Origin of the sequence: Microbulbifer aggregans (genome assembly GCF_020524005.1) — a bacterium.
Lineage (GTDB): Bacteria > Pseudomonadota > Gammaproteobacteria > Pseudomonadales > Cellvibrionaceae > Microbulbifer > Microbulbifer aggregans_A.
Genome location: NZ_JAIVKK010000011.1, coordinates 163789 through 176379 on the forward strand (window position 1 = coordinate 163789; position 12591 = coordinate 176379).

12 protein-coding genes are annotated in these 12591 nt (G+C 52.7%); 10 read left to right on the forward strand and 2 right to left on the reverse strand.

The genetic code is table 11. The annotated features are described in order from the left end of the window. Positions 1-156: 156 nt before the first annotated feature. Positions 157-1437 carry an efflux RND transporter periplasmic adaptor subunit gene (locus tag LC093_RS17855; protein WP_226668036.1) on the reverse strand — a complete coding sequence of 427 codons (1281 nt, stop codon included), beginning with the start codon at positions 1435-1437 and terminating at the stop codon, positions 157-159. Positions 1438-1929: 492 nt separating this feature from the next. On the opposite strand from LC093_RS17855, the gene LC093_RS17860 reads away from it, so the two are divergent. After that, entirely contained in the window at positions 1930-3438 is a 1509-nt protein-coding gene (locus tag LC093_RS17860) for a SulP family inorganic anion transporter (RefSeq protein ID WP_413231514.1), read from the forward strand. 159 nt (positions 3439-3597) lie between these two features. Further along, positions 3598-4455 (forward strand): universal stress protein, encoded by an 858-nt coding sequence (locus LC093_RS17865; RefSeq protein WP_226668038.1) that lies wholly within the window; start codon positions 3598-3600, stop codon positions 4453-4455. Positions 4456-4570: 115 nt separating this feature from the next. On the opposite strand, the gene LC093_RS17870 is transcribed toward LC093_RS17865, so the two are convergent. Beyond that, positions 4571-4984 carry an acyl-CoA thioesterase gene (locus LC093_RS17870; RefSeq protein ID WP_226668040.1) on the reverse strand — a complete coding sequence of 138 codons (414 nt, stop codon included), beginning with the start codon at positions 4982-4984 and terminating at the stop codon, positions 4571-4573. 391 nt (positions 4985-5375) lie between these two features. On the opposite strand from LC093_RS17870, the gene fabV reads away from it, so the two are divergent. The 8 genes from fabV to LC093_RS17910 all read left to right on the forward strand — a co-directional run bounded on the left by fabV (position 5376) and on the right by LC093_RS17910 (position 12366). Further along, entirely contained in the window at positions 5376-6554 is a 1179-nt protein-coding gene (fabV, locus tag LC093_RS17875) for an enoyl-ACP reductase FabV (protein WP_226668042.1), read from the forward strand. 505 nt (positions 6555-7059) lie between these two features. Beyond that, on the forward strand, positions 7060-7401 hold the full coding sequence (locus LC093_RS17880) for a hypothetical protein (RefSeq protein WP_226668044.1): 342 nt from the start codon (positions 7060-7062) through the stop codon (positions 7399-7401). 682 nt (positions 7402-8083) lie between these two features. Then, complete coding sequence (locus LC093_RS17885) at positions 8084-8389, forward strand: hypothetical protein (RefSeq protein WP_226668046.1); 306 nt, start codon at positions 8084-8086, stop codon at positions 8387-8389. A 936-nt stretch (positions 8390-9325) separates the two neighbouring features. Then, the gene (locus LC093_RS17890) at positions 9326-9805 is read left to right on the forward strand and encodes a L,D-transpeptidase family protein (RefSeq protein ID WP_226668048.1); all 480 of its coding nucleotides are present in this window, start codon (positions 9326-9328) and stop codon (positions 9803-9805) included. A gap of 125 nt (positions 9806-9930) precedes the next feature. Beyond that, positions 9931-10362 carry a hypothetical protein gene (locus LC093_RS17895; RefSeq protein ID WP_226668050.1) on the forward strand — a complete coding sequence of 144 codons (432 nt, stop codon included), beginning with the start codon at positions 9931-9933 and terminating at the stop codon, positions 10360-10362. Between the two features lie 901 nt (positions 10363-11263). Beyond that, on the forward strand, positions 11264-11542 hold the full coding sequence (locus LC093_RS17900) for a hypothetical protein (RefSeq protein WP_226668052.1): 279 nt from the start codon (positions 11264-11266) through the stop codon (positions 11540-11542). Positions 11543-11638: 96 nt separating this feature from the next. Then, complete coding sequence (locus LC093_RS17905) at positions 11639-11917, forward strand: hypothetical protein (protein WP_226668054.1); 279 nt, start codon at positions 11639-11641, stop codon at positions 11915-11917. 179 nt (positions 11918-12096) lie between these two features. Beyond that, positions 12097-12366 carry a hypothetical protein gene (locus tag LC093_RS17910; protein ID WP_226668056.1) on the forward strand — a complete coding sequence of 90 codons (270 nt, stop codon included), beginning with the start codon at positions 12097-12099 and terminating at the stop codon, positions 12364-12366. Positions 12367-12591 lie beyond the last annotated feature (225 nt).

Consider the following 12591-nt stretch of genomic DNA (forward strand, 5'->3'; position numbering starts at 1 on the left):
CGGTGCTGATACCGATCGTTGTTTGCGAGAAACGAGCTAGGCGCCCCCCCCCGTTAACCCATCCCTGGGGGCTCGGCTACGGCCGTCCTGGCCGCAGACGGTCTCGCAAACAATGATCGGTATCAGCACCTTCGCATCAAATTTCTGGATGTTTGGTTAGTCTTTCAGCGCCACCAGCTGCGCCTTGTTTAGCTCTTCCGCGGAAGAAGTAATAATCCGGTCGCCTTCATTCAGGCCAGAAACAATTTCCACCTGATTCAATCCCAGTGCGCCAATGGTGATCGGTACTTTGACGGCCTGCTGCTGGTCGTTCAGCTTCCAGGCAAAACGACCCCCGGTCTGATCCAGGAACGCGCCGCGTTTCACCAGCATCACGTCCGCGCGGTTTTCCAGCAGGATGCGCGCGGTGAGTCGCAGGTTCTGGCGCAGGTTAGTCGGCTGACCTTCGGTAAAGCGCACGCGGGCAACGACCTGGTTGTCGATGACTTCCGGAGCGATGGCGGTGATCTCGCCGGGGAGCTTGTTTCCCCCCATATTGATCACCACGTCCATGGCGAGGCCCAAGTCATCGGCATAGTTTTCCGGCACCGCGGCTTCCAGTTCGAAGCTGGTGAGGTCGACGACCGTGAGCAGGGGCGCATTCGCCGCCACAGCGGAGCGCTGGGTAGCTGCGAGGCTGCCGATGGTGCCGTCGACGGGGGAGACGATTTGCAGTTCGTTGACCTTACGCTGCAGTTCTTCTACTTGAAGCTGCTGTTGGTCTACCTGCAATTGCAGAGTCTGGGTTTCGAAGGTAAGGGCTTCATTTTCCAGCTGGGAATTCTGTACGGCCTGTTTGTATTCCAGTTCTGCGCGCGCGAGGTCATCGCTGGCTTTTTCGAAATCCAGCTGGGAAATGATCTGTTTCTCCATGGACAGCTCCGCGCGCTTCAGCTCCCGCTGTGCTGCGGAGAGGTCGACTTTGGCGAGATCGGCTTTCTGGGTGTTTTCTAAACGCTGGCGCTTGGCCTGGATTTTCTGGCGTGCGAGCTCCACGCTCAGCTTGTTGTAGAGCGCACTCTCCTGAGCGAGCTGGTTTTGCAGCTGGGGACTGTCTACTTCCGCCAGGAGTTGGCCCTGGGCAACAGTGTCACCGGCTTTGACTGCAAATTTGACAATGCCCTGAGCCGGACTGAACAGAGTTGGGCTGTTGGCCGCAACCACCTTGCCCTGAACCACCAGATCCCGAATCAGGTCGCCGCGTTCGACTTCGGCAATATTGATCCGCGACAGCGACAGGCTCGCATCCACCGCGTTGGTGCTCTGCCAGCTCATCAGTCCCCAAACCACAAACGCCGCCGCGCCAAGGCCTAGGCCTGCGCGTTTCAGCACACGCGGGTTTTTCCACGGGCTCTGCGAGGTAAGTTGGACGTCCTGCCCGGAGGTATCTCTGATCATGTTGTTCCCAGTGCTTCAATTCAGTTTGTCTTGTTCTGCCACTGTGACGCGGGTGATTTGGTGCCCGGATGCAGTGCGTTTTTTTCGGATGCAGCGGGCTTATCGCAATTGCCGTGCCAAGCCGGATATTGGGGTTAAGTTGTTGAAAATTAAGGAAATTGTTTTATCGAAAAGTTTTGGGAGAGTCCGTAGGGTGTCCGGAAAAAGTGTCCGGACAAGTGGTGTCCGCAATGCCGGACAGGAGTGCGATTTGGCGCCAGCGGCGTGCGGGTTTGTAGGAGCCTGCTTGCAGGCGAACCCCTGGTGCTCCATTCATTCGCCTGCAAGCAGGCTCCTACCAAACCCGTAAAGTCGCGGGTGATGTATTGCAAAGTGCAAGGGGAGAGACTCCGGGAATCCTGGCTGTTCTTTAGCCAGCCCCCCCAAGGTGCTAGAATCCGCGCCCCCGATTCAGGGCTTAGAAAAAGACTCCCCAGACAGGCTCCTCTGATTATGCAGTTCTCCAACACCTTGTTGTCATCCACCAGAAACGACTGGTTTGGCAACATCCGCCGCGACGTGCTTGCCGGCCTTGTAGTGGCCCTGGCCCTCATCCCTGAGGCCATTGCTTTCTCTATTATCGCCGGCGTTGATCCCCGGGTAGGCCTTTACGCCTCCTTCTGTATTGCCGTCGTTATCGCCTTTGTCGGTGGCCGCCCCGGCATGATCTCGGCCGCTACCGGCGCGATGGCCCTGTTGATGGTGACGCTGGTAAAAGAGCACGGGCTGCAATATCTGTTGGCGGCCACGCTGCTCACGGGGGTGCTGCAGATCATCGCCGGATATCTCAAGCTCGGCAGCCTGATGAGCTTTGTCTCGCGGGCCGTGGTGACGGGGTTTGTGAACGCCCTGGCCATCCTGATCTTTATGGCGCAGCTGCCGGAGCTGATCGATGTGACCTGGCACGTGTACGCGATGACCGCGGCGGGCCTGGGCATCATTTACCTGTTCCCCTATGTGCCGGTGGTGGGCAAGATTCTGCCGTCGCCGCTGGTGTGCATTCTCACCCTGACCGCAGTCGCGGTTGCCCTGGGTCTGGATATCCGCACTGTCGGCGATATGGGTGACCTGCCGGATACCTTGCCGGTATTCCTGTGGCCGGAAGTGCCCCTGAACCTGGAAACCCTGAAGATCATCTTCCCGTATTCTGCGGGTCTCGCGGTGGTGGGCCTGTTGGAGTCCCTGATGACGGCGACCATCGTCGACGACCTGACCGATACCAGCAGTGACAAGAACCGCGAATGCAAGGGCCAGGGCATTGCCAATATCGGTGCCGGCCTGCTCGGTGGTATGGCGGGCTGTGCGATGATCGGCCAGTCTGTGATCAACGTGAAATCCGGCGGCCGCGGTCGTCTGTCCACGCTGGTGGCCGGTGTGGGCCTGTTGACCCTGGTGGTGTTCCTGAGCGATTGGGTGGCAGTGATCCCGATGGCGGCACTGGTGGCGGTAATGATCATGGTATCCATCGGTACCTTTAACTGGGGTTCCATCCGCGATCTCAAGCATCTGCCGCTGTCGACGAATCTGGTGATGCTGTCTACTGTGATTGTGGTAGTGTTTACCCATAACCTCGCGTTCGGCGTGTTTGTGGGAGTGCTGTTGGCTTCGTTGTTCTTTGCCAACAAGGTGAGCCACTTCATGTACGTAAGCAAAGAGCTGGATGAGGAGAACAATTGCCGTACCTACAAGGTGGTGGGCCAGGTGTTCTTCAATTCTGCTGACAAGTTTGTGGCAGAGTTCGATTTCAAAGAGGCGCTGGACAAGGTGGTAATCGACCTGAGCCGCGCGCACTTCTGGGACGTTTCCGCGGTGTACTCGCTGGACAAGGTGGTGGTGAAATTCCGCCGTGAAGGTGCAGAAGTGGAATTGATCGGCCTGAATGAGGCCAGCGCGACCATTGTTGATCGCTTTGGTATCCACGATAAGCCGGAAGAAATTGAGAAGGTGCTGGGCGGGCACTGACGGGCGTCAAATTTTCGCAGCGCCAGTGCGCCGCGGCCGGGGGGACATCATTTGTGAGCTTCCGGCCCCGTCACCCGGCTTTCTATTTTGAGTCCTGGGCCCAGCTACCATTGGGTACGGGACTCGAAGTGTTTAGCATGTGATGAAGAGAAAATAATAATGACCGAACAAAAAGATCCTATTGTCCTCTCCTGCATCGACGGCTCCCGCTACAGTGGCGCGGTTTGTGATTACGCCGCCTGGATTGCCCACCGTACCGGTGCCCCCATCAAACTCCTGCACAACATCGAACGGGCATCGACGCCCGCGGTGGCCGACCTCTCCGGCAGTATTGGTCTCGGCAGCCAGGAAGAACTTCTGGAAGAACTGACGTTACTTGAGCAGCAGCGCTCCAAGCTGCAACTGGAGCAGGGGCGCCTGATGCTGGACGAAGCCCGTACTCGCGCAGAGAACGCGGGCGCTGGCAGGGTAGTGACCTGCCAGCGCCATGGCAGCCTGGCGGAATCGCTGATCGAACTGGAAGACCACATTCGGGTACTGGTGCTGGGAATTCGCGGTGAGGAACATGGTGAGTCGAATCGCGGACTGGGAGCCCAGTTGGAGAGTGTCGTGCGCGCGCTGCACAAGCCGATCCTGGTGGTCAATCGCGAGTTCAAGGCGCCGCAGGCGATCATGCTGGCCTATGACGGTAGCGAAGCGGCGCGTAAGGCGCTGGATATGGTGGCCACCAGCCCGGTCTTCAAAGGTATCAATTGTCACTTGGTACACGTGGGAGATAGAGCGGATGCTGTGCTTGCGGAGGGCGTCGAAGCGCTGCAGCAGGCCGGTCTTACGGTCACCAGCGCTAACCTGGAGGGCAAAACTGTGGAGGCATTGATTGCGTACCAGCAGGAACACAGCATCGACCTGACGGTAATGGGCGCGTTCAGCCACAGCCGCCTGCGGGACCTGCTGCTGGGCAGCATTACCGCGAAAATGCTATTGGCTACCAACCAGCCGCTATTGCTGTTGCGTTAAGCACAATACCGCTTGGGGCGTAAAAAAATGCGCCGGCGGCAGGGTACCGTCGGCGCAATATCCCGAGCAACCAAATAAACTTGGTTGCTCGAAGCTTAATCGTTGCGTGAATACGTCAGCTGGCCAGTCTGCTCTCTGCCGCCGGCGTATTGGCGGCTTCTTCCAGCGTCATGCCCGCTTTCTTGTGTGGAGTCGGCTTGCCATCGGCATCCAATGCCACAAACACGATGCGTTCCACCCGCACAATCAGCTCGCGGGTCTGCTTGTTGCGCATTTCACAGTGTACGGTGAGTGATGTACGGCCGATCTCCACCAATTCAAACCCGAACTCCACAATATCTCCGCAAACGGCCGAACTGACAAAGTCGATTTCTGACATCAGCTTGGTCACGATGTTGGCGGTGCCCATCTGGCATCCCGCGAAAATTGCTGCTTCCTCATCTATCCACGCCAGTGCCTGGCCGCCGAACAGACGTTGGGCTGGATTCAGGTCGCCGGGTTTTACAAAATGACGTGAGTAGTACTTCATGAGTGTTTACCTCGCTGGTTACCCCTGGATCGGGTTCAAATTACGCCGCTTTCCGTTGCGGCCCCAACAGGGGTTCTGCATTAAGCGTGCCAATGAAAATTTCGTGGTGGGCATCGCGAAAATCGCCGGTTGATTAGGGATACGCAGAACTGCTGGCCGCCCTCTGGTCACGGGTGGTCTCTATTTGTGCAATGCGCACCTGAATGGATCGGTCGTTACGGTCGAAGTTTGGCTAATTTGGCCGCAATGCGGGATATTCTGGCCGTTAAATTCCCTTGCCGTGAACTGCAACTCTGGGACTTGCCGGAAACTGCCAGTAGAATGTGGCGCTTTAGTGGCTGGCCAGTCGGCCGGTCCGGTAAGAAGAATCATTTAACGGAGAGTGTCCGGCATGATCATCCAGCCGAAAGTACGCGGATTTATCTGTACCAACGCCCACCCACAGGGCTGTGCGGCCAACGTGCGCGAACAGATCGACTACATCAAATCCCAGCCTGCGATTGAGGGTGGCCCCAAAAACGTTCTCGTAGTGGGTGCCTCTACCGGTTATGGACTCGCCTCCCGCATCACCGCTGCTTTTGGCTGTGGCGCCAATACCCTGGGCGTATTTTTCGAAAAGCCGCCGACAGAGAAGCGCACCGCATCCGCCGGTTACTACAACGCCGCTGCGTTTGAAGAAGAAGCCGCGAAAGCCGGCCTCTATGCCAAGAGCATCAATGGCGACGCCTTCTCCGATGAAGTGAAAGCCAAGGCTGTGGAAGCCATCAAGCAGGACCTCGGCAAAATCGACCTGGTGATTTACAGCCTCGCTTCTCCGCGCCGTACCGATCCGAAAACCGGTGAACTGTACTCTTCTGTACTCAAGCCCATCGGCGAGTCCTACACCGCGAAAAACCTGAATACCGACAAGCTGGAAATCTCCGATATCAGTGTTGATCCGGCCAATGAAGAAGAGATCGCCGCAACCGTGAAGGTCATGGGTGGCGAAGACTGGGAACTGTGGATGCAGGCCCTGGGCGAAGCGGGTGTACTGGCCGACAACTGCAAAACCGTTGCCTACACCTATATCGGTGAAAAACTCACCTGGCCGATCTACGGACATGCCACCATCGGCAAAGCCAAGGAAGACCTGGACCGCGCCGCCAAGGCGATCAGCGACAGCGGCAACGCCGACGCCAACGTGGCCGTGCTGAAAGCACTGGTTACCCAGTCCAGCTCTGCGATCCCGGTCATGCCCCTGTATATCTCCCTTGTCTACAAAGTGATGAAGGAAGAGGGCACCCACGAAGGCTGTATCGAACAGCTGTACCGCCTCTACACCGAAGGTCTGTACACCGACACCCCGCGCCTGGACGGCGTCAACCGCTTCCGCATGGACGACAAGGAACTGCGCCCGGAAACCCAGGCCAAGATTGAAAAACTCTGGCCGGAAGTAACCGAAGCCAACCTGTTCGAGCTGACCGACTACAAAGGCTACAGCGACGACTTCCTCAAGCTGTTCGGCTTTGGTGTAGCGGGTGTTGATTACGAAGCAGATACCAGCCCGCTGGTAGAAGCCAAGTTTCAGTAATCACTGTTCGTGAACAGAACAAGCCTGCGTTAGCGTCTAGGCTAATCAGCGAAAAAGCGAGCCTCTTGTGAGGCTCGCTTTTTTTATGCCTCAGGTAAAGCGTTTGGTTACTTGCTTCCGTTACCGGCGGTCGATATTCGCAGTAGCGCTGCATAGTGCGAGGCCCACTGGCGCAAAGGTCCACTACTACTAGAGGTGCCGAATGCTCCAATGGAGCGGATCAAACTGCAGAAAAACGGTCACAGTGCCCACTATCTGCCATTAAAAGGGCTAAACCTGAAAAAATACTAATTTAATCAATGGATTAAAAGGTAGTGTTCAGGGTGTGATAGTGGGCAAAGTGACACATTATGTTCCAGCAAGTATGGTTGGCGAACGGCCGGAAACCTTGACGTCGTGGGGCTTTGGGGCCCATTCTTGAAGCAGAAAAACACGAAAGATAGTGGGCGGACAAAATAGTGCGCTTCGCCCACGATATAACTGTTAGCTGCTGTAAGAGATGGACGTGAAATCTAATAAATTTGATAGAAATGAAAATCCAGACTGGGAGCCAGATGCCCTTGTGCGGGTATGTTTTTCTAGCAAAGATATCAGCGTCAAGAATGGATATCGTCCTCATTACAAGGTAAAAGACGACTACCTCACAACTACACTTCACTGGTTTATTGATGAAGGGTTTGCCGAACCCAAAAGACCTACTCTAGCGTTTGTCAAATTCATCACACCGGAGGCATATCCAAATTGCCTAGAGGTAGGTGCCAATATAGAGATTCTAGAGGGTCCAAGAGTAGTTGGTCATGCTGAGGTGCAGGAAATATATAATGAGCAACTACGTAAAAACAGCTAACAATCACAGGCACGTTGCTACGGCCCTTCGGGCCTCCGCGGGACGGCCTACGCTTCGCTCAGGCCGCCCGTGCTGTGGGCGTTAAGGTCAGTACTAGATCGTAGATAACTATGAGTGACTCCAGTATTAAGAATAGGGTATGTATAGCGATTGCATGTTCCGTTTACAACGTTGTCAATTTTTTGCTCTTTGCGCTAGTTCTTAGGAATGGAACCATAATTCGTGGTGATGGCCCGGGTGGTTTTTTAGAACTTATTATTAAAGGCCTCATGACATATGCTTCTCTTGCCTTATTTGCTCTAGGTTTATTTGGAACTTTCAGCGTATACCGATCTGGTAAGGTTAGTTTTCGGGTGATAGTTTTTTTTACTGCTTTGTTTTCAATACTTCTACTTTTTTCTGCGGTGGCGGTCGTCGAGGCATGCGCTGACAAGGCTGGGCACTGCCGTGAGTGGATAATATCCTAGAATATTAATTAGCAATTTTTTGAAATGGAAAAATTGGGCCCATCGCATGATGGTTGTTCGTGTATTTCAGCTAGAAAAAAGCAAAGAGACCTTAACAATGCGCTGCAGGCCGACAGCTTACTTTGCGCACCTTTTGCGCGGTCGCTACGCTCCCATTTTCGCGCAAAATGCGCACAAAGCAAGCTGCGGCTGAGCGCGGCGTTATGTGTCATCACATGGATAGATCTCATATTGTAATTCCGGCTCCAGCAGTATCGGGCTTTGTCTTGGTGTCTTTGGTTTTCTTCAATCTAAGTCAGTTTCAATCTGGCTCAATTGAAGTCGGGACCATGCTTAACCGGGAGTTGCCTGTAGTAATATTTGGGCTACTAAGCAGCTTGGCTCTATTTTTGGCTGCGGCTGTGTGGCTGTTCAAAAAGCAATGGCTAAAGTCACTAAGCTCACTTGTTAGCATTTTATTGTTTTTTGTTTGCTTTATTATGGCAGGCGTTAATGGTGGGGCATTTCTAAATGCCACTTAGCAACATGACACATAACAAGCCGCAGCAATCGCTCCCGTTGGTCGCTGGGACAGCCAAAACGCTACGCTTATTTGTCTGCCCGTGTGCGGGGCGTTATAACTCGAGGGAGTGAGCCATAAAAACTTGTCCTTATTGCACAAATACATTGCCTTTCTTCAATCTGATAAAGCAACGGCTCACTTTTTCTGCATCAAAAGCATTAGTCTGCTCAAGCTGTACATCGGTTATATCCAAAAGAGGCGGAGCCAGCATGTGGCCGTCTATAGCCATTGGATCGACTGGCGGTTATCTCCTGGGAAAATTTATGGGAGGTTTTAGCCTTAAGGCTATATTACTCTCGTTTATTTTAGGGTTGACTTTGTTCATAATATTATCCTACCTCACGGCACCAATCCGCGATGCATAGCGCAAGTTATAACAAGGCGAGGCATTTCGTTCCGGCCCTGCGGGCCTCCACCGGACAGCTTACTTTGCGCACTTTATGCGCAGGTCGCTTCGCTCTCTTTTTCGCGCATAAAGCGCCCAAAGCAAGCTGCCGCTGCTCGCGGCGTTAGGTGGCAATAGCTCATGAGGCGAGTAAGCTTTTCATTCTTACTAGGGCTGGCCCTAGCATTGCTATTCGCAGCAATAGGTTTTCTCACGGATGGGGCTGGGGGGAGTTGGCACAATGTCAGAGACATCTTTATTGGTCCGCCGTTATGGTTGCTACAAAGTGGCTTTCCGGTGTTATCGCCAAAACTAGCAATTGCTCCAGGTAGCCCTTACAGCAGTGCGTCTTTTTTTCTGGCATTCTTCTTAGTATTTTGGTGGTTGGTATGTGCGGCGGGCCTATTTGTACTCCTTCGTCAACCACCTAACAAGCGGTTGTAATCGCCGCGAAAGACGCGGCTGGGACGGCCTACGCTGCGCTTCGGCCGCCCCTAAACCGAGCGTTACATGCAAATAAAGAATATCGTACTAATTTTGATAATTATGGCTACTAATGCCTTTGCAGAAGTAGATATGGTCAAGGTGGATAAATCTGAAAACCGGCTTTATCTGCTGGACGGAGAAAGCGTGGTTCGAGAGTATCATGTTGCGTTCGGTAAGAACCCAAAAGGTCACAAGCGGCAAGAGGGTGATGAACGAACGCCTGAAGGTCGCTATACCCTAGATTACAAAAAGGAAGATTCCGCTTTTTATAGGGCTATGCATGTTTCTTACCCAAATCAGCAAGATAAAGATGCCGCGGAAGATCTAGGCGTTTCGCCTGGCGGTTTCATAATGGTTCACGGCCAAAAAAATTGGCTGGGCTGGCTTTCACCGATCACTCAGCGTTTTAATTGGACTAATGGCTGTATAGCATTAACAAACACTGAGATGGATGAGTTTATGGATCTGGTAAAGGTTGGTACCCCAATAGAAATTCAGTGGTAGGAGGCATGTAACAAGGTGCTGCAGCTGACGTCTTACTTTATGCGCCTTTTACGCGGTCGCTCCGCTCCTATTTTCGCGCAAAATGCGCATAAAGTAAGCCGCCGCTGAGCACGGCGTTAGCATTTATGAAGATCATCGAACTACGAAGTCGTGGAAATGGAATCGCTCATCTAGTGCTGGGAGTAACGGCTTTAGTGGGCGCTTATCTGCTTTGGGCTTCATCTATAAATCTGGAAACCCTGGCCATCTTCTGCCTAGCTGCTGGTATTTTGGGATTGGCATTCATTTTTTTAGGGCTAAAAGTACTTCAACATAGGCCACTTTCAATTCAGTATGGTAATGGCGAGATCTGGCTTCCAGAAAACGTCGCTTCAAAAAATTATTTGAAAATTAAGCTGCATGAAGTACAGGAAGTGGTAATAAGATCGCATGTTCCAAAATATGTTAAAACTCTAGAGGTTTCTTCGGAGCATGGAAAATCGTCAATTTCACTCGAAGCAATACCAAAGAACCAACTTGGGGAGCTGCTCAATTACCTCGGAGCGCCCCAATGCTAACAAGGTGCTGCAGCTGACGTCTTACTTTATGCGCCTTTTGCGCGGTCGCTGCGCTCCCATTTTCGCGCAAAACGCGCATAAAATAAGCCGCCGCTGAGCACGGCGTTATGGTGCCGGTCGGTAAAAATAGGTTTTTGTGGTGCTGCAAGGTTTGCGCATTATTTTGGCATACAGCATTTCGCGTTTTGCCAGGACACATTCAAGCAGTTTCGTTCCTAGAGTGTTCGCTCTGGTTCGGTAGAATAGGGTAGTCCGCTGCAGTATTGTCGCGTGCCGGTAAGATAATTATAGGTCGGGGAAAGTACGTTATTCTTTCCTCTTTCAAGTGGGCGGTGGCCAGCCAAGTCGTGGCTGGCAAAGTGCCGGAAAGCGAGCGCGGAGTGCGGCATACCATAACAAGGCGCTGCAGGGCGACGGCTTACTTTGTGCACTTTATTGCGCGGTCGCTTCGCTCCCATTTTTGCGCAATCAAGCGCACAAAGTAAGCCGCCCCTGAGCGCGGCGTTATGGTGCCGGGCGGTAAAATTTTTGGCGTGTGCCAGCGTGTAATTGAAAGCACTGTTTTGGCCCGCAGTATTTGGCTATTTGCCATGATAAAATCAAGCAGTTTCGTTCCTAGTGCTTTCGATTAAGTCCGTAGGAATCGCGGCAACTCCGCTTCGGTAATACGGAGAGCCAATAAGAGAATAATTGGTTAGGGGAAGCTGGAAGTTCTTTCCTCGTTTTTAAGGAGCTTCGGCGCATTCTGTGCATGTAGGTAGTTCGGAGCGCGTCAGCCATAACCAGGCGCTGCAGCCGACATCTTACTTTGAGCACTTTGTTGCGCAGTCGCTACGCTCCTATTTTCGCGCAACAAAGCGCCCAAAGTAAGCTGCGGCTGAGCGCGGCGTTAGGTGTACGAATGGATATCACGATTCATGGGCCGACTTTCTATGATCAAGAAGATGAAAGTATCTTCTTTTCTTGCATTTATAACCTTCCAGGTTATGTGCAGGTGAGAGGTCTTGGTGCAGATCTCACGGTTAGCTTCTCTCATGCCCTTTCGGAGGCTGCTGTCATGCAATTACTAATTATTTGCCGACGCTGGGGTATTAATCCAGAGCCCCTAAACTCATATAAAGAAACATTTAATCCAGACTGCTTCCTATGGGAAAATCCAATTCCACAGGAAAACACCTAACAAGCGGTTGTAGTCGCCGCGAAAAGCGCGGCTGGGACGGCTTACGCTACGCTCCAGCCGCCCCTAAACCGAGCGTTAACTGTCGGTGAGGCAGTCATGCTAAAGAAAGATCTGCAAAGATGTAAATTTTCGGTATTAGATGAAAAACGCGTTGAGAATTTTACTTTCTCTGGTGAAATAATTTGCGCAACAATTGGCATGAAAAATGGTCCCGTTTGCGCTCCGGTACTGAAGTATGAAATTACGGGAAGTGATTCGCTAGTGATTGATAAAGAGGATTTCAATATACAGTGGACTAACATCGAGTTTAAGGGTAATACATTGTCTGTAGTCAGAAATGGCGTCCCGACAGAATATAAAATTCTGCCCTCATGAGGTCTACAGTTAACAAGGCCAGGCAGTTTGCTCCGGGCCTTCGGCCCTCCGCGGGACAGCTTACCTTGTGCACGTTTTGCGCAGGTCGCTACGCTCCCATTTTCGCGCAAAAAGCACACAAAGTAAGCCGCGTCTGATTGCGGCGTTATGCATCGGTGTCGTAGGTCGGTGAAAGTAAAATGAAATTATTGTGGTTTTTGGGGATACCGTATTACATCTTTGTTGCACTTATCGTCGGTCAGATGTCCAGGGGAGCTGTTTGGTATTTTTTACTTCTAGTCCCACTGCTTCTCGCTTATGACAAACTCAGTCAAGTGGCGTACTCATCGACTGTGCTTCAACGTGGAATATCAAAAGTGTATTTTTCTGCATTTTGGGTGCTAGCACAATTTGTACTCATTGCTGTCGTGGTAGGCCTGATTGGTAGTTTGGTGGGCATCAATGCATAACAAACGCAAGCAGGATGCTCCGGCCCTTCGGGCCTCCGCGGGACGCCCAACGCTATGCACGCTTTGTGCGGGTCGCTGCGCTCCCAGTTTCGCACAAAACGTGCATAGCATTGGTCGCCCCTGTTGCGGGCTACATGGACTCCCCCGACTGTCAAGCTAGGGCTGTGTTTGACGTTTAGGAATGAGACTGCAGCTCTACATTCGGTCTACTGTTGAGAAGTCACT

Coding starts and splice junctions, on each gene's coding strand:
- LC093_RS17890 (WP_226668048.1), top strand. CDS start 9,326: ATGCAAATAAAGAATATCGTACTAATTTTGATAATTATGGCTACTAAT.
- LC093_RS17910 (WP_226668056.1), top strand. CDS start 12,097: ATGAAATTATTGTGGTTTTTGGGGATACCGTATTACATCTTTGTTGCA.
- LC093_RS17855 (WP_226668036.1), bottom strand. CDS start 1,437: ATGATCAGAGATACCTCCGGGCAGGACGTCCAACTTACCTCGCAGAGC.
- LC093_RS17860 (WP_413231514.1), top strand. CDS start 1,930: ATGCAGTTCTCCAACACCTTGTTGTCATCCACCAGAAACGACTGGTTT.
- LC093_RS17870 (WP_226668040.1), bottom strand. CDS start 4,984: ATGAAGTACTACTCACGTCATTTTGTAAAACCCGGCGACCTGAATCCA.
- LC093_RS17905 (WP_226668054.1), top strand. CDS start 11,639: ATGCTAAAGAAAGATCTGCAAAGATGTAAATTTTCGGTATTAGATGAA.
- LC093_RS17885 (WP_226668046.1), top strand. CDS start 8,084: ATGGATAGATCTCATATTGTAATTCCGGCTCCAGCAGTATCGGGCTTT.
- LC093_RS17895 (WP_226668050.1), top strand. CDS start 9,931: ATGAAGATCATCGAACTACGAAGTCGTGGAAATGGAATCGCTCATCTA.
- LC093_RS17865 (WP_226668038.1), top strand. CDS start 3,598: ATGACCGAACAAAAAGATCCTATTGTCCTCTCCTGCATCGACGGCTCC.
- LC093_RS17900 (WP_226668052.1), top strand. CDS start 11,264: ATGGATATCACGATTCATGGGCCGACTTTCTATGATCAAGAAGATGAA.
- fabV (WP_226668042.1), top strand. CDS start 5,376: ATGATCATCCAGCCGAAAGTACGCGGATTTATCTGTACCAACGCCCAC.